Here is a 16,077-nt window from a genome sequence, read left to right on the forward strand (position 1 = left end):
GCCACCCCTGTCTGTGCACATTTGTGCGGTTGTCTGCGGAAAGGTTGACCGTTGGGGCATCTTGGTCGGAGGGTGCGAAGGAGCACAAGTAGGGAGGCCGCGATGTCTTTCCCCCTGTCCCGCCGCCAGCTCCTGCTCGCCACCGGCGCCCTCGCCGCCGTGCCACTGGGCGCGGCCTCGACTGCCACCGAGTTCGACACCCTGCGCCAGCGCTGGGCGAACGCCCTCACCGGCGGCGCGATCAACCCGGCCGACCCGGTCTTCCGCACCGCACTGTCCACTTTGGACAACCAGGCCCGGCGGCACCGGGACACCATGACCGGCTCGCTGTGGCCGGACCTGCCGCTGGGCTCCTCCTCGGCCAACCTGACCGCCAGCTTCACCCGCCTCCGCCTGATGGCCCTGGCGCACGCCACCCCAGGCACCTCGGTGACCGGCGATCCGCAGCTGGCCGCCCAGATCGTCAACGGGATGTCCGTGCTCGGCGGCACCTACCGGGCCGGGCAGCGGCAGTACGGCAACTGGTGGGACTGGGAAATCGGCTCCCCGCAAGCACTCCTGGACCTCTGTGTGCTGCTGGCGGTCCCGGCCACCCAGCTCGCCGCGCACCTGGCTGCCGTCGACCACTTCGTGCCCACGCCCTACCGGATGATGCCCGCCAGGAAGGTCTCCACCGGCGCGAACCGCGCGGACCTGGCCCTGGTGGTCGCCCTGCGCGGCATCCTCGGCGGCAAGGCCGAGGCGCTGGCCGTGGCCAGGGACAGCCTGTCCGACCTGTTCCCCTACACCCGCACCGGCGACGGGATGTACGCCGACGGCTCGTTCGTCCAGCACGACACCGTGCCCTACACCGGCACCTACGGCCACGTCATCCTCAACCGGCTGGCCCAGCTGTTCCTGCTGCTGGCCGGATCCAGCTGGGACGTCACCGATCCGTTGCGCGCCAACGTCCACGCCTCGGTCCCGGCGGCCTACGCGCCGATGGTCTTCCGCGGCCGGGTCTTCGACTTCGTGCGCGGCCGGGCCATCTCCCGCACCGGCGAACGCGACGCCGACGACGGCCTGTACTTCGCCTGGGACCTGTTGCTGCTGGCCAACTCCGGCCACCCCGAGCTGCGTTCGCTGGCCAAGACCTGGCTGCTGGCCAACACCGCCCGGCCGGTCAGCGCGCACGGCACGGTCGCCCAGATCGCCCTGGCCGCACCGGTGCTGGCCGATGCGAGCATCCCGGTGCGGCCGGAACCGGTGGGGCACCAGCAGTTCCCCAGCATGGACCGGGTGGTGCACCGCGGCCCCGGCTGGGCGCTGGCCATCGCGCTGAACTCGGCCAGGATGAACCGGTTCGAGTCGATGAACGGGGAGAACCTGCGCGGCTGGCACACCACCGAGGGCATGACCTACCTGTACACCACGGCCCGGCCCGGCGACTTCACCGACGAGTTCTGGCCCACCGTCGACCCCTATCGCCTGCCCGGCACCACGATCAGCGCCACTCGGCTCGCCGACGGCGCGGGCGCGGCCTCCCTGCCCAGCACCACCTGGGCCGGTGGCGCGTCCCTGTCCGGCAAGCACGGTGCCGTGGGCCTGGACCTCCAGGCGCACCAGAACACCGTGACCGCCAAGAAGTCCTGGTTCTGCCTCGGCGAGGTGGTCCTCGCGCTCGGCGCGGGCATCACGGGCGTGGACCGGGTGGAAACCGTGCTGGAGAACCGCAACGGCGCACCCGAGCTCACCACCGGCGGCCCGCCCGAGCGCACCGGCTGGCTGGCCATCGATGGCGTCGGCGGCATCGTCTTCCCCACCCCGACCGCCGTGCACACCCTGCGCGAGCAGCGCACCGGGCGCTGGCGCGACATCAGCACCACCGGACCGGCCACCGCGATCACCCGCCCCTACCTGACGCTGTGGCTGGACCACGGCGTCAACCCCACCGGAGCCTCCTATGCCTACCTTCTGCTGCCCGGCGCGTCCGCCGACACCACCAAGGCCTACGCCGCCAGTCCTGAAGCCAGGGTGCTGGCGAACACCGCGGCCGTGCAGGCAGTGACCGACCGCCGCACCGGCATCACCGCGGCCAACTTCTTCACCGCCGGGACCGCCGCCGGGATCACCGTGGACGGCCCCGCTTCCGTGCTGGCCCAAGACCAGGGCGGCGCGCTCACCCTCGCGGTCGCCGACCCGACCAGGGCCGCCGCGACCCGGCTGGTTGAGCTGGCCCGCAACGGTTTCCGGCTCGCCGAACCCGCGCCCGGCTGCACCCTGCTCAGCTCCGCCCCCACGGTCAAGCTGCTCGTCGAGACCGGCGGAACCCTCGGCGCGACCAGGACGATCCGCCTCACCCGCGGCACCCAGCCGGCCCGCCGCGCCGAGTTCCGGACGGCCGAGGCCGACACCTACGTCCGCGACGGCGCCCACGCGAACACCAACTACGACAACGAATCAAGCCTGGTGATCAAGCGCGTCGCCAGTGGCGCGGGCTACACCCGCCAGGCCCTGCTGCGCTTCGCCCTGCCCAGTGGCCGGATCGACCGCGCGGTGCTGTGGGTCAAGGGCCGGGTCGAGGACTCCGGCGGCACCCAGACCGGCGTGCGCGCCTACGGCATCAGCCCGGACTGGGACCCGGCCACGGTCACCTGGAACACCAGGCCCGCTCTCGGCCCCGCCGCGGGCACGGCGACCGCCTGCACCGCCACCGACTGGCTCGCCTTCGACGTGACCGCGCTGGTGTCCGGCGGCAAGCTGGCGGTCGCGCTGTACCAGGACGAGCCCGGCCTCGCCGTGGTCACCAACGGCCCGGCGACCCTCCAGGTGGTGCTCGGAAACCAGCTGGACCTGGGTTGATACCGTCTACGGCATGGGTGGGGAGATGAAGCTGGCCGAGGCGCTGGCCCTGCGCGCCGAGGCGAGCAAGCGGATCGAGCAGCTGCGCTCGCGCATCGTGGCGAACGCGCGCTACCAGGAGGGCGAGACGCCCAGCGAGGACGCCACCGCCCTGCTCGCCGAGGCCGATCTCGCGCTGACCGAGCTGGAGGACCTGATCCGCCGGATCAACCGCACCAACGCGGCCACCCGGCTCGGCGAGGGCACCCTGACCGACGCGCTGGCCCGCCGCGACGTGCTGCGCCTGCGGCACAAGGTGCTCACCTCGGCCGCCGACGCCGCCGCCGGGCGGGGCAACGACTACCGCCAGCTCCGCTCCGAGCTGCGCCAGCTGTCCGCCCTGCCGGTGACCGAGCTGCGCGCCGAGGCCGACCGGGTGGCCGCCGAGCTGCGCCAGGTCGACGTCGGCATCCAGCGCGCCAACTGGGAGGTCGACCTGCTCGGCTGAGGAACGCGGAAAGCGGGTAGTCGCCTTCGGGAAGGCGAGCACAACCCGGCGAATCGGCGGGATCTCCGATTCACTGTGGTCGCGCCGGGGGCGGGTGCGAGGGGGTTCGATTCCCCCAGTGACATCGCATGCCCAGCACGACGCACAGGTGACCGCGCACGCGGCACAGTTCACCACCACGTGCTGGTTCCCGAGGACGATGAGGGTGGGCAAGGGGTTTTTCCGCGTGGTTACAGTGGACTGGTGAGATCACAGCTCCGCACCGTCGCCCGGTCGATCACCGTGGTCGGCGCCGCGATCGGCGTCCTGGTGGCGGCCTTCGTGGTGATCGTCGTCTGGTGGTTCGCCGGTCTGGTGCTGTTGCTCGGCGGGCAGGTGCTGCCGGGCTGGGCACTCGGCGGCGTGCTGCTGGTGCTCTCGGCGACCTTGTGGCGCTACGGCGTGGCGACCCGCCTGCCCGAAGCCAAGATCCGGCGGGTGCTGCCCCGCTGGAGCGTGGTGTGGACGGCCGTGCTGACTGGGCTGGGCGCGCTTCTCGGCGCGCTGGGCGACCTGAACGCCGACTACCGGGTGCTCGAACCGCCCGGCCCGAACGGCTGCCAGGCCGTGGTCCGGGAGACCTCGTTCCTGTTCTCGGGCAACGGAGAGGTCTACGCTGTCCAGTTCGCCGGGATCGGACTGCGCCAAGGGTCCTGGTTCGCCGACGACGGTGGCCGCCCGGTCGCCCAGGGTGACTACGAGCTGACCTGGGGCAGTTCGGGCATCCTCACCGTCCGGGGCACGCCCGGCAACCCGGTCTACCCCGGGCTGCACGACCTCGGGTGTTCCTGACCGTGCTGCGGATAGCGGTGCTGGGCCCGCTCCGGGTGCTCGGCGAGGACGGCGAACCGGTGGAGATCGCCGGTGCCCGGCTGCGCGCGCTTCTGGGCAGACTGGCGCTGTCACCGGGCCGCGCGGTGCCCGCCGACACCCTCATCGAGGACATCTGGGGCACCGAACCCGCGGGCAACGCGAACACCCTGCACGCGCTGGTGCACCGACTGCGCCGGGCCCTGCCGACGGCGGTGATCGAGTCGCTGCCGATGGGCTACCGCCTCGCCCTGCCCGCCGGCCAGGTGGACGCGCACCGCTTCGAAGAGCTTGCCGCACAAGGCAGGCGCGAACTCGCGGCGGACCGGCACGAACACGCGGCGGCGACACTGGCGGAGGCGCTCGGGCTGTGGCACGGGGCCGCGTTCGCCGACGTGCGCGCACCCTTCGCCGAGACCGCCGCCGTGCGGCTGGCCGAGCTGCGGGTGACCGCCACCGAGGACCGCTTCGAGGATCAGGGTGTGCAGCTCGTCGAGGCACATGCTCTCAGTAGCGTACGTCGCTCTGCAGCAGCGGTGGGTAGATCCCGGACGGCGCACCGTCCACAGTGGACCCGGCGAACTGGAGCATCCGGCTCAGCTCCCCGTTCAGCGACGCGGGGTAGTTCAGCCGCGGCGCGGAGATCTTGTCCAGCCTGGCCAGCTGCTCGGCGGACGGCGTCACCTCCAGTCCGGCGAGGTTGTCGGTGAGGTGGCCGATCCGGCGCGCGCCCACGATCGGCACCACGGTGCCCGGGCGGGACCGCAGCCAGGCCAGTGGCACCGCGGCCGGGGTGCTGCCGAGCTCCGCGGCGACCTCGGTCACCGCCTCGATGACGGTGAACTCCGCTTCGCTGGGACCACCGACGTAGGCACTCCGCGCGGAGTCGGCGACCTGCGCGCCGCGCCGGTACTTGCCGGAGAGAAGCCGTTCTCCATCGGGCTCCACGGCACCAGCGCCATGTCATGGTCCTGGGCCAGTGGCGCGAGCTCGCCCTCCACCGTGCGGGCCAGCAGCGAGTACTCCACCTGCAACGCGATCGGCGGCGTCCAGCCCCTGAGCTGCGCCATGGTCTGCGCCTGCGCGGTGACCCAGGCGGGGGTGTTGGAGAAGCCGAGGTAGCGGATCTTGCCCGCGCGGACCAAGTCGTCCAGCGTGCGCATGGTCTCCTCGATCGGGGTGGACCGGTCCCAGTTGTGCAGCCAGTACAAGTCCAGGTGGTTGGTGCGCAGGCGGCGCAGGGTCTGCTCCAGCTGGGGGGTGATCGAGTCGCGGCCCGCGCCGTCGCCGTTGGGGTCGCCGGGGTGGAAGTTGAAGAAGAACTTCGAGGCCAGCACCACGCGGTCCCGCCTGCCGGGGGTGGCGGCGAGGAGCCGGGCCAGCGGCGATAGCAAGATCCGGGCGCTGGCTTGCCCAATCCTCTCCGTCTGCGGCGAAGGAGGCCGCCCGCGGATGGCGGGATTGCCCGCGCGCTGAGCGGGTAGGCCCCGCCTGAGCGAGTCGATGGCGGAGGTGGACGGGATGTCGACGGAGCAGACGGGAACCGGGGTGCAGGAGGGAACCGGGGCGCGGGCGGCGAAGCCGACCGAGCTGCCCAAGCGGTCGTGGAAGCAGGTGCTCAGGCGCACCATCGCCGGGTTCAGCAAGGACAACCTGAGCGACTGGGCCGCGGCGCTGACCTACTACAGCGTGCTCTCCCTGTTCCCCGGCCTGCTGGTGCTCACCGCCGTGCTCGGCCTGCTCGGGCCCTCGGCGACCCAGACCCTGATCGACAACATCAACACGGTCGTGCCGGGGCAGGGCAAGGACATCCTGGTCAACGCCATCGGCGAGCTGCAACGCTCGCAGGCTTCCGGGCTGCTCGCGATTGTGGGCCTGGCCGGTGCGCTGTGGTCGGCCTCCGGCTACATCGCCGCGTTCATGCGCGCCTCGAACGCGATCTACGAGATGCCCGAGGGCCGTCCGCTGTGGAAGACCGCGCCGCTGCGGCTGGGCCTGACGCTGGCGGTGGTCGTGGTGCTGGCGCTGTGCGCGGCCGGGGTGGTCGCCACCGGCGCGCTGGCCGAGGGGATCGGGCAGCTGCTGGGGGTCGGCTCCACCGGGGTGCTGGTGTGGGACATCGCCAAGTGGCCGATCATCGCCGCGCTGGTGGCCCTGGTGTTCGCGCTGCTGTACTGGGCCGCGCCGAACGTGCGGCAGCCGCGCTTCCGCTGGCTGAGCCCCGGCGGCGCGCTGGCGGTGCTGCTGTGGGTGCTGGCCTCGGCCGGGTTCGCGCTGTACGTGGCGAACTTCGGCTCCTACAACAAGACCTACGGCGCGCTGGCCGGGGTGATCGTGTTCCTGGTGTGGCTGTGGATCACCAACCTGGCCGTGCTGCTGGGCGCCGAGCTCGACGCCGAACTGGCCCGCGGCAAGCGGATCGCCGACGGCCAGCCCGCCGAGCAGGAGCCGTTCCTCCCCGCCAGGGACACCAGGGCGATGGCGGCGGAGGAACGGCCTGCCGTGCCGGAACGCTGAGCGCCCCGGCTCAGAACAGCGAGATCAGCCCGTAGGTGCCCGCCGCGACCGCGGCCGAGGCCGGCAGGGTGAGCACCCAGCCCTTGGCGATGTCCGCGGCCACCGACCAGCGCACCGCGGAGCGGCGGGTGGTTGCGCCCACGCCCATCACCGCGGAGGTGATCACGTGCGTGGTGGAGATCGGCGCGCCGAAGGCGAACGCGGTCAGGTACAGCACCGAGGAGGCGGAGACCTCGGCGGCGAACCCGTGCGCCGGGGTCAGGTGGAAGATCCGCCTGCCCATGGTGCGCATGATCCGCAGGCCACCGGCGTAGGTGCCCGCGCCCAGGGCCAGCGCGCAGACCAGCACCACCCAGAACGGCACGTGGTAGCCGGTCTGCTGGTGGCCGATGACCAGGGCCAGCACGATCACGCCCATGCTCTTCTGCGCGTCCTGCAGCCCGTGCCCCAGCGCCAGGCTGGCCGAGGAGATGATCTGGGCCTTGCGCATGCCCCGGCCGACCCGGTGCATGTTGCCGTTGCGGAAGATCCACATGATCGCGGTCATCACCCCGTAGCCCAGCAGCAGGCCGACCGTGGGTGAGATGATCATCGGCACGACCACCTTCATCAGCACCCCGGACCAGTGCACGGTGGTGGCCGAGGCCAGCGCCGCGCCCACCAGGCCGCCGATCAGGGCGTGCGAGGAGGAGGACGGCAGCCCGAAGTACCAGGTGATCAGGTTCCACACGATCGCGCCGACCAGCGCGGCCAGCACCACGTGCAGCCCGTGGTCGCCGTCCGGGGTGTCGATCACCCCGGAGGCCACGGTGACCGCGACCGCGGTGCCCAGCAGCGCGCCGATGAGGTTCATCACCGCGGCCATGGCCAGCGCGGCCCGCAGGGTGAGCGCGCGGGTGGAGACCGCGGAGGCGATCGCGTTGGCCGCGTCGTGGAAGCCGTTGGTGAAGTCGAAGCCCAGGGCGAGCACGATCACCACGACCAGCGTGATGTCCAGCATCAGGATTCCTTGACCGCGATGGTGCGCACCACGTCCGCGATGTGCTCGAAGGCGTCGGCGGCCGCCTCCAGCTGGTCGACGACCTCCTTGAGCTTGATGACCTCCAGCGCCTCGGTCCGCCCGTCGAACAGGCGGGAGAGCAGCTGGCGGTACACCTTGTCCGCCTCGTCCTCCAGCGAGTTGATCTCGACCCAGTAATCGGTCAGCCCGTGCGGGTCGGCCAGCCGCTTCATCGCCCCCGCGGTCAGCTGCGCGGCCCTGCTCAGCAGCTCCACCTGGTGGTCAACGCCCTCGGGCAGCACGTCCACCCGGTACACCACGGTCAGGTCCACCGCGGCGTCCATGTCGTCGACCACGTCGTCCAGCCGGGTGGCCAGCCGGTAGATGTCCTGGCGGTCGAAGGGGGTGACGAAGGAGCGGTCCAGCAGCTCGATGATCTCGTGCGTGGCCTTGTCCCCGGTGTGCTCCAGCTCGTGCATGCGCTCGGCCAGCTCGGCCCGGCGCTCATCGGGTGAGCGCACGAACTCCCGCAGCACCTCGGCACTCGCGGCGATGTTGTTGCCGATGTCGGCGAACAGCTCGAAGAAACGCGGGCTGGTGGGTCTCCGGCTCAGTCGCATGTGGTCAGCACACCCCGTTGTGATCGTCGCGTCGTGTCCGCCGGGGAACCTACCCGGCGCACCGAATCGTTCGCACACCGTCCACCCTGTGTTCACCGGGTACGGTCGGCCGGGCGGGTACGAAGGAGTGTCATGGCCGTGTCAGAGCAGCAGGTCACCGGCTCAGGGGACCTGGTCGCCGTGCTGGCGAGCGTCTTCGCCGAGGTCGCGCCGGGCGCGGGCGGGCAGGGCCGGGTGGCCGACTACATCCCGGCGCTGTCCGAAGTGGACCCCGGCGGTTTCGGCTTCGCCGCCGCGGACCTGGCCGGGCGGGCGGTGGGGGTGGGGGACTGGCAGGCGCCGTTCTCCATCCAGAGTGTGTCCAAGGTGTTCTCCCTCGCCCTGGTGCTGGCCGCGGAGGGCGAGGCGCTGTGGCGGCGGGTGGGGCGCGAGCCCTCGGGCAACCCGTTCAACTCGCTGGTGCAGCTGGAGTACGAGAGCGGAATTCCGCGGAACCCTTTCATCAACGCCGGCGCGCTGGTGGTGACCGACCGGCTGCTCTCCCTCACCGGGGACGCCCGGGGCGCGGTGCGCGATTTCCTGCGGGCGGAGAGCGGGAACGAGCGGGTCGACTTCGATGTCTCGGTGGCCCGTTCGGAGACCGCGCACGGCGACCGGAACGCGGCTTTGGCGCATCTGATGGCCAGTTATGGCAATCTGGAGAATCCCGTGCCGCAGGTGCTCGAACACTATTTCTGGCAGTGCTCGATCACGATGAGCTGCCGGGATCTCGCCTTGGCCGGTTCGTTCCTCGCCCGGCACGGCGTGCGCGCGGATGGTTCACGGTTGTTGTCGCGCAGCGAGGCGAAAAGGGTCAACTCGGTCATGCTGACCTGTGGCGCCTATGACGCGGCCGGGGAGTTCGCCTACCGGGTCGGGCTGCCCGGCAAGAGCGGGGTCGGCGGCGGCATCCTGGCCGTGGTGCCGGGGCGGTACTCGCTGTGCACGTGGAGCCCGGCGCTGGACGAGCGTGGGAACTCGGTCGCCGGCGTGGCCGCGTTGGACCGGTTCACCACGCTCACCGGGCTTTCGGTGTTCTAACCGGTCAGCACGTCCTCCTCGACTCTCGGCGGCCAGGCCCCCGATCCCTCCAGAATCCGCGCTCTGGTCCGGCTGAGCTGGATCCGGACCTTTCCGGCTCTGGTCACCGTGTGCTGCGCCGTCACCTGGCCGCTCCTCTGCGTCGATGCGTTCCCCTCACCGCAAGAGCATGCGCCGGAACCACCCCCGAGGACATGGTGGAAACACCACGAGAAGATAGCCGCGGGGCCTGTGGAATACCGCAGTAATGGCTGTGTTGCGCCCGCTTAAAGGAATTCGAAAGGGCGGTGCCCGGGCAAGAGTGTGGGATCGTGAAGGCAATTCTGGAGTACGGTTCTGGTGCCGGTCCGAAAGGGTTCGGCGAATCCCCCAGAAAACTCCCTACCTAAGGAGCTGTCATGGACATTGTGCGCGTGTGGAAGGACGCGGAGTACCGGCGTTCGCTGGGCATCGTGGCGCACCCGGCCGGTGAGGTGAACCTCTCCGACGCCGCACTGGCCAACGTGGCCGGTGGCGCCCGCCCGACCTGGGTCTGCCCGAGCAAGGTCGTGTGCCAGACCACGCCCACCACGACCACCACGACCACCGCGCAGACCGCCAAGAGCGTCTGCGTCTGCCCGTAAGAGACCCGCCGGGGCCGCGCCTGAGCACTGGCGCGGCCCCGGCGCGCCACGCCACCGTCCCGCCGCCGCACCCGGCGCCAGCACCCGAGGAGGCAGGCCGCATGTCCGCGCCTACCCACGACGTTCCCGCCGACCCGGCGACCGCGCCCGACCTGCCCTGGGAACGCGCCGCCACCCTCGCCGAGCGCCAGCTCGGCTCCGGCCCAGGACCGGTCCCGGCCGCGGACCTGGCCGTGGGCGCCCGCCGCCTCGAGCTGTGGCGCGAGCTGCCGCCCTTCCAGGTCGAGGAGGAGGAGTTGGACCGGGCCTTCGCCCCGGTCGGGGTCACCGCGGCGCGGCTGGCCTGCCTGCTCGGCGAACCCCCTGACCGGCTGCGCGAGCGGCTGGCCGGGGAACCCGGCTGGGTGCGGCAGTTCGCCGCCGCGCTGACCGAGGACCGGCCGCTGCCAGCCGAGGTGGACGTGCTGCCGGACCAGCTCGCCCTGGCCGAGGTGCTGCGGCCCCAGCTGCGGCAGGCGCTGCGCTGGCTGGCCGCCGCGCTGGACTGGTCGGAGCTGCCCGCGGGGCTGCTCACCGTGCTGGCCGCGAGCCTGCCGATCCCGGTGCTGGCCCACGCGGTGCAGCGCACCCTCACCCTGGAGCTCAACGTGGCCAGGGTGCGGGGCCGCCTGGCCGGGGACACCCCCGAGCAGCGGTTCCGGTCCTTTGTGGACTCACTGCGGGAGCAGGAGACCGCGCTGGCGGTGTGGCGGGAGTACCCGGTGCTGGCCCGCTACGTGCAAGGCATCCTGAACCGCTGGCTCGCCACCAGGGTCGAGTTCGCCCAGCACCTGCGCGCCGACCGCGCCGAGATCGTCGCCACCGTGCTCGAGGGCGTGGATCCCGGGCAGGTCAGCGAGGTGGTCTTCGGCTCGGGCGACACCCACCGCGGCGGCCGCAGCGTGGCCATCGTGCGCTTCGAGCGCGCCACCGTGGTGTTCAAACCCCGCTCGCTGGCGGTGGACCTGGTGTTCAACCGCTTCCTGGACTGGTTCAACCGGCAGCGCCCGGCGCACCCGTTGCGCGCGCTGCGGGTGCTCGACCGCGGGGACCACGGCTGGGTGGAGTTCGCCGCCACCGGCCCGTGCGCCACCAGGGCGGAGCTGCACGCCTTCTACTGGCGCACCGGCGCCCTGCTCGGGCTGCTGCATTCCCTGCGCGCCACCGACTTCCACATCGAGAACATCATCGCGGCCGGTCCGCACCCGGTGCTGGTCGACATGGAAGCCCTGTTCCACACCAATCCCTGGGACGCGGGCGCGGCCGACCCCTCACCGCCGGAGCAGGCATTCGCCGAGTCGGTGCTGATGGTCGGCCTGCTGCCGCAGCCGATGGTGTTGCGGGACAAGGAAGGCAAGAGCTTCAGCGCGGACATGTCCGGGGTCGCCGGGCGCGGCGGCCAGAGCCTGGAACCGGTGCCGGTGCTGGACGGGATGGGCACCGACGAGATGCGCGTGGTCAACCGGCACATCGACACCGAGGGCTCGGACAACCTGCCCCGCCTTGTCGACGGCGGCGCGATCCGGGTGCAGGAGTTCGCCGGGGCGGTCCGGGACGGCTTCGAGTTCAGCTACCGGCGCATCCTGGCCGACCGCGGCACGCTGCTCGCCGACTCCGGGCTGATCGAGGAGTTCGGCGAGATCACCCTGCGACTGATCCTGCGCCCCACCCGCTTCTACGCCAGGGTGATGGAGGAGAGCCTGCACCCGGACTTCCTGCGCGACGCGCCCGACCGGCAGCGCGCGCTGGCCCGGCTGTGCGAGGCGCCCAAGGACATGCCGCACGGGGCCGAGGTGCTCGCCGCGGAGCTGCGCGCGATGTGGCTGGGCGACATCCCGTTCTTCGAGTTCACCCCCGGCGCGCGGACGGTGGTCCTGGACGACGGCCAGGAACTGCCCGGGGTGCTGGCACAAGCCCCACTGGAGCTGGTGCGGGCACGGATCGAGCGGATGGGCGAGACCGATCTGCGCCGCCAGCTCGACCTGATCAGGGACTCCTTCCTGGTGCTGGAAGCGGGTCCCGAGGCGGGTGCGGCCCGCAGGGTGCGACCGGCGGACCTCGCCGGGGACAAGGCCGCACCCGCCGAACACCCGGCCACCAAGGCGGAACTGCTCGCCGCGGCCGAGTCGGTCGGCGCGGCGCTGGAGGCCGGTGCGCTGCGGGAGGGGCGGCGGATCGGCTGGCTGGGCATCGACCTGGTCGACGAACGGCACTGGCAGATCCTGCCCGGCGCCCAGGACCTCTACGGCGGACTCGCCGGGGTCGGCCTGTTCCTGGCCTACCTGGCCCGGCACACCGGGCGGGACCGCTGGCACGCGCTGGCCACCGCGGTCGCCGACGAGGTGGCCCTGCTGACCGAGCGCAGCGGCGAGGAGTGGGCGAAGCTGCCCGAACGGCAGCGGGACAACCTCATCCGCGAACTCCCCTGGGACATCGGCGGTTTCGGCGACCTGGCCGGGGGCGCGTACTACCTCGCGCACGCCGCGGCTGTGCTGGAGCGGCCCGAGCTCGCCGACCACGCGGCCGGGCTGCTGCCGATGCTGAGCGAGGTGGTGCACCGGGACGAGCAGTACGACGTGCTCGGCGGCTCGGCGGGCGCGATCCTCGCCCTGCTCGCCCTGGCCGACAGTCCACATCGGACAGACGCGCTGCGGGTGGCCAACCAGGCCGGCGCGCACCTGCTGGCCAACCGGGTGGAGACCGACCTGGGCTACGGCTGGCTCGCCCCCGCCGCCGGCCAGCCGCTCACCGGCCTCTCCCACGGCAACGCGGGCATCGCGATGGCGCTGGCCCGGCTGCACGCGCACACCCCGCGCGCGGACTACCTGACCACCCTGCTCGGCGCACTGGCCCACGAGAACGGCCACTACCTGCCCGAGGCCGCGAACTGGCTGGACCTCAGGGAGCTCAGCCCGCAGGGCAGCACCAGCTACGCCTGGTGCCACGGCGCGCCGGGCATCGCACTGACCCGGCACGACCTGCTGCGGCACGACTTCCTGGCCGGGCACGCCCACCGGCTGCGCGCCGACCTGGCCGCCGCCGCGCACACCACCGCGGCGGTGCAGCGGGCCGCCGCGCAGACCGGCGGGCTGGCCAACCACGGCCTGTGCCACGGCGAGCTGGGCAACCTGGACGTGCTGCTCACCACCGGCGGCCTGGCCGAGTCGGAGCTGGGCAGGCTGGTGGCCGGTCAGCTCGCCACCGCGCGGACCGGCTGGCGCTGCGCGGTGCCCGAGGGCACCAGCACCCCCGGCCTGATGCTCGGCCTGGCCGGGATCGGCTACGCGCTGCTGCGCTTCGCCGAACCCGCCGCCACCCCCTCGGTGCTGCTGCTGGACAAGCCATGAGCGAGCTGCCGGAAGGCCTGTACCGGCCGGAAGCGGTGCGCGCGCACCAGGAGTCCCCGCGCGGCCGGGAGGACAAGCCCGCCGCGCCGATCCGGCCGCGCTGGTGGCCGGCCTGGACCGCGGTCAGCGTGCTGGCCGCCGCGGTCGCGGTGTGCTGGCTGGTGCGGGTGCCGGTGACCGCGCGCGCCACCGTGGTCTCGGTGGACGGCGATGTGGTGGTGGCCGAGGTGACCAACGGCGAACGGCCGCACGCCGGGCTGCGCGCGCAGGTGGTCACCCAGACCGGCACCGTCACCGGACTGGTGGTGGCCGACTCGCCGGAGCTGCGTCTGCGGGTGCAGCCGCCGCCCGGCGGGCTGGCGCTGGAGCGGATCTCGGCGATCGCGATCCCCTCCGGCAGCCGTTCGCTGCTGCTGGACCTGCTGGGGTGAGGGGAGTGCACGTGCGCAAGCGCCGGATCAGGGTGGAACTGCAGAACACCACCGCCGAGTGCGGGCTGGTCTGCCTGGCGATGATCCTGTCCCACCACGGCTGCGACCTGTCCTCCCAGGAGCTGCGCGACGGGATCGGCACCGGACGGGACGGCACCAGCGCGCTGGAGCTGCTGCGGGTGGCCAGGGAATGGGGACTGCACGCCGAGGCCAGACGACTCGAACCCGCCGATCTGTCCACAATGGACGTTCCAGTGATCCTGCACTGGGAGTTCAGCCACTTCGTGGTGCTGGAGCGCTACACCCCGGACCGGATCACCATCATCGACCCGGCCGAGGGCAGGCGGGTGGTCACCGCCGAGGAGTTCGACCGCGGCTTCACCGGCGTGGTGCTCCTCTTCCGGCCCACCCCGGCGCTGCCCCGCCGCCGCAGGCACACCCTGCGCGCGCTGATCTCCTTCGTGCGCACGGTCTTCCCCAAGGCCAGGGCCGCGCTGGGGCTGGTGGTGCTGTGCTCGGTGCTGCTGGTGCTGCTCGGCCTGCTGCCCGCGCTGCTCACCCAGTACCTGGTGGACGAGGTGGTGCCGGCGGGGGAGCAGGGCACGCTGACCGCGCTCGGCCTCGGCCTGGTCGCCTTCGTCGCCGGACAGGCCATGACCGGCTACGGCCGGGCGGAACTGTTGGTGTACCTGCAAACCAGGACAAGCCGGAACCTGTCCACGAAGTTCCTGCGGCGGCTGGTGGACCTGCCGTACTCCTACTTCCAGCTGCGCACCGGCGGTGACCTGCTGAGCCGCTTCGGCAGCAGCGAGGTGATCCGGGACCTGGTCACCGCCCAGTTCCTCGCCCTGGTCCTGGACGGCGCGCTGGTGCTGCTCTACCTCGGCGTGCTCTTCGCCGGATCGGCGGCCTTCGCGCTGGTGGTCGCGGCCACCGGGGTGCTGAACCTGCTGGTGCTGTGGCTGTTCGCGCGGCGGGCGCACGAGCTGACCGAGATGCAGCTCTCCCGGATGGCGCACACCCAGAGCTACCTGCTGGAGACCGTGGTCGGGGTGGAGACGATCAAGGCATCCGGCGCGGAGGACCGGGCCTACCAGCGGTGGTCGCGGATGTTCGACCGGCAGCTGAGGGTGAGCATGGACCGGCAGTCCCTGGACAACCACATGGACCTGTGGCTGACCGTGCTGCGCGCCGGGATGCCGTTGGGGCTGCTGTGGTTCGGCGCGCACCTGGTGCTCTCCGGCGACCTCGGCCTGGGCCAGATGCTGGCGATGAACACCCTGGCCGGTTCGGTGTTCGCGCCGCTGACCTCGCTGGCGCTGAGCGCGAAGTCCTTCCAAACCGTGGGCGTGCACCTGACCCGGATTCAGGACGTGCTGCGCGAGGCGCCCGAGCAGCCGGACCGGAAGATGTTGCTGCGACCTAAGATCACCGGCGCGATCGAGCTGGACCGGGTCTCCTTCCGCTACGGCCCGGAGGCCGACCCCGCGGTCAGCGAGGTCTCGGTGCGCTGCCCGGCGGGCTCCAAGATCGCCATCGTGGGCCGCACCGGCTCCGGCAAGAGCACCCTGGCCCGGCTCATGCTCGGCCTGTACCGGCCCAGCTCGGGCACCGTGTGTTTTGACGGCGTGCCAACGGAGCTGCTCGACCTGACCGCGCTGCGCGGGCAGTGCGGGGTCGTCATGCAGACCCCGCACATCTACAGCGGCTCGATCCTGGAGAACCTGACCCTCAAGGTGCCCGACGCCCCGTTCGCCGAGGTGGTGCGCGCCGCGGTGCTGGCCGAGGTGCACGAGGACCTGATGCGGATGCCGTTGAACTACCACACGATGCTCTCCGAAGGCGGCGCCGGACTCTCCGGCGGCCAGCTGCAACGGGTGGCCATCGCCCGCGCGGTGCTGGGCAAACCGAGGATCCTGCTCTTCGACGAGGCCACCAGCCACCTGGACGCGGCCACCGAGCTGGCGGTGCAGCGCAACCTGGACGAGCTGGGCAGCACCCGGATCGTGATCGCGCACCGGCTGAGCACGGTGCGCAACGCCGACCTGATCATCGTGATGGACAACGGCCGCATCGCCGAGCTCGGCACCCACGAGCAGCTGCTGCGCGACGGCGGACCCTACTGCACGCTGGTGGAGTCCCAGCTCACCTGACCGCCCACCTCGCCGCAGCCGCAAACCCGCAGGCGTGTTGGCCGTTGTCGTACAGGGTGTTGGCCGAACTGGTACGCCCGTTCGGCCAAC

13 protein-coding genes and 1 pseudogene are annotated in these 16,077 nt (G+C 72.0%); 10 read left to right on the forward strand and 4 right to left on the reverse strand.

The features are described from left to right. Positions 1–102 precede the first annotated feature (102 nt). From N8J89_RS17545 to N8J89_RS17560, 4 genes are all read left to right on the forward strand, one after another. Complete coding sequence (locus N8J89_RS17545; RefSeq protein ID WP_283665430.1) at positions 103–2,841, forward strand: polysaccharide lyase family 8 super-sandwich domain-containing protein; 2,739 nt, start codon at positions 103–105, stop codon at positions 2,839–2,841. Positions 2,842–2,854: 13 nt separating this feature from the next. Further along, positions 2,855–3,328, forward strand: a complete 474-nt coding sequence (locus N8J89_RS17550; protein WP_283665431.1) for a DIP1984 family protein — start codon at positions 2,855–2,857, stop codon at positions 3,326–3,328. Positions 3,329–3,571: 243 nt separating this feature from the next. Beyond that, positions 3,572–4,159, forward strand: a complete 588-nt coding sequence (locus N8J89_RS17555) for a hypothetical protein (protein ID WP_283665432.1) — start codon at positions 3,572–3,574, stop codon at positions 4,157–4,159. Positions 4,160–4,284: 125 nt separating this feature from the next. Beyond that, the gene (locus N8J89_RS17560; protein ID WP_283666190.1) at positions 4,285–4,887 is read left to right on the forward strand and encodes an AfsR/SARP family transcriptional regulator; all 603 of its coding nucleotides are present in this window, start codon (positions 4,285–4,287) and stop codon (positions 4,885–4,887) included. Here the strand turns inward: N8J89_RS17560 and N8J89_RS17570 are convergent. Beyond that, positions 4,877–5,808 (reverse strand): annotated as a pseudogene (locus tag N8J89_RS17570) (aldo/keto reductase); the annotation flags it as partial. The gene N8J89_RS17560 and the pseudogene N8J89_RS17570 sit on opposite strands and share 11 nt — an antisense overlap. Between N8J89_RS17570 and N8J89_RS17575 the strand changes: the two are divergent. After that, positions 5,699–6,694, forward strand: a complete 996-nt coding sequence (locus N8J89_RS17575) for a YihY/virulence factor BrkB family protein (RefSeq protein ID WP_283665434.1) — start codon at positions 5,699–5,701, stop codon at positions 6,692–6,694. The pseudogene N8J89_RS17570 and the gene N8J89_RS17575 overlap by 110 nt on opposite strands. 10 nt (positions 6,695–6,704) lie before the next feature. On the opposite strand, the gene N8J89_RS17580 is transcribed toward N8J89_RS17575, so the two are convergent. Together N8J89_RS17580 and N8J89_RS17585 are read right to left on the reverse strand one after the other, a co-directional pair. Continuing rightward, a complete protein-coding gene (locus N8J89_RS17580; protein WP_502868462.1) occupies positions 6,705–7,694 on the reverse strand; it encodes an inorganic phosphate transporter in 990 nt (329 codons plus the stop codon). Beyond that, on the reverse strand, positions 7,694–8,314 hold the full coding sequence (locus tag N8J89_RS17585) for a DUF47 domain-containing protein (protein WP_283665435.1): 621 nt from the start codon (positions 8,312–8,314) through the stop codon (positions 7,694–7,696). Before N8J89_RS17585 ends, N8J89_RS17580 begins: the two co-directional genes overlap by 1 nt. Before the next feature lie 132 nt (positions 8,315–8,446). On the opposite strand from N8J89_RS17585, the gene N8J89_RS17590 reads away from it, so the two are divergent. After that, complete coding sequence (locus tag N8J89_RS17590; protein WP_283665436.1) at positions 8,447–9,394, forward strand: glutaminase; 948 nt, start codon at positions 8,447–8,449, stop codon at positions 9,392–9,394. On the opposite strand, the gene N8J89_RS17595 is transcribed toward N8J89_RS17590, so the two are convergent. Next, positions 9,391–9,519, reverse strand: coding sequence for a hypothetical protein (locus N8J89_RS17595; protein WP_283665437.1), 129 nt, complete (start codon positions 9,517–9,519; stop codon positions 9,391–9,393). The two genes, N8J89_RS17590 and N8J89_RS17595, sit on opposite strands and share 4 nt — an antisense overlap. A 273-nt stretch (positions 9,520–9,792) precedes the next feature. Between N8J89_RS17595 and N8J89_RS17600 the strand changes: the two genes are divergently transcribed. From N8J89_RS17600 to N8J89_RS17615, 4 genes are all read left to right on the forward strand, one after another. Then, positions 9,793–10,017 carry a mersacidin/lichenicidin family type 2 lantibiotic gene (locus N8J89_RS17600; protein WP_283665438.1) on the forward strand — a complete coding sequence of 75 codons (225 nt, stop codon included), beginning with the start codon at positions 9,793–9,795 and terminating at the stop codon, positions 10,015–10,017. Between the two features lie 101 nt (positions 10,018–10,118). Further along, entirely contained in the window at positions 10,119–13,403 is a 3,285-nt protein-coding gene (locus N8J89_RS17605; protein WP_283665439.1) for a type 2 lanthipeptide synthetase LanM family protein, read from the forward strand. Further along, the gene (locus N8J89_RS17610; protein ID WP_283665440.1) at positions 13,400–13,834 is read left to right on the forward strand and encodes a hypothetical protein; all 435 of its coding nucleotides are present in this window, start codon (positions 13,400–13,402) and stop codon (positions 13,832–13,834) included. The genes N8J89_RS17605 and N8J89_RS17610 overlap by 4 nt, the downstream gene beginning before the upstream one ends. 11 nt (positions 13,835–13,845) lie before the next feature. Continuing rightward, positions 13,846–15,987, forward strand: coding sequence for a peptidase domain-containing ABC transporter (locus tag N8J89_RS17615; protein WP_283665441.1), 2,142 nt, complete (start codon positions 13,846–13,848; stop codon positions 15,985–15,987). Positions 15,988–16,077 lie beyond the last annotated feature (90 nt).

The sequence above is a fragment of the Crossiella sp. CA-258035 genome, assembly GCF_030064675.1.
Taxonomy (GTDB): domain Bacteria; phylum Actinomycetota; class Actinomycetes; order Mycobacteriales; family Pseudonocardiaceae; genus Crossiella.

Bases quoted from the DNA above. Each gene is read 5' to 3' on its own strand.
- N8J89_RS17545 (WP_283665430.1), top strand. From the start codon at position 103: ATGTCTTTCCCCCTGTCCCGCCGCCAGCTCCTGCTCGCCACCGGCGCC.
- N8J89_RS17550 (WP_283665431.1), top strand. From the start codon at position 2,855: ATGGGTGGGGAGATGAAGCTGGCCGAGGCGCTGGCCCTGCGCGCCGAG.
- N8J89_RS17575 (WP_283665434.1), top strand. From the start codon at position 5,699: ATGTCGACGGAGCAGACGGGAACCGGGGTGCAGGAGGGAACCGGGGCG.
- N8J89_RS17580 (WP_502868462.1), bottom strand. From the start codon at position 7,694: ATGCTGGACATCACGCTGGTCGTGGTGATCGTGCTCGCCCTGGGCTTC.
- N8J89_RS17585 (WP_283665435.1), bottom strand. From the start codon at position 8,314: ATGCGACTGAGCCGGAGACCCACCAGCCCGCGTTTCTTCGAGCTGTTC.
- N8J89_RS17590 (WP_283665436.1), top strand. From the start codon at position 8,447: ATGGCCGTGTCAGAGCAGCAGGTCACCGGCTCAGGGGACCTGGTCGCC.
- N8J89_RS17600 (WP_283665438.1), top strand. From the start codon at position 9,793: ATGGACATTGTGCGCGTGTGGAAGGACGCGGAGTACCGGCGTTCGCTG.
- N8J89_RS17605 (WP_283665439.1), top strand. From the start codon at position 10,119: ATGTCCGCGCCTACCCACGACGTTCCCGCCGACCCGGCGACCGCGCCC.
- N8J89_RS17610 (WP_283665440.1), top strand. From the start codon at position 13,400: ATGAGCGAGCTGCCGGAAGGCCTGTACCGGCCGGAAGCGGTGCGCGCG.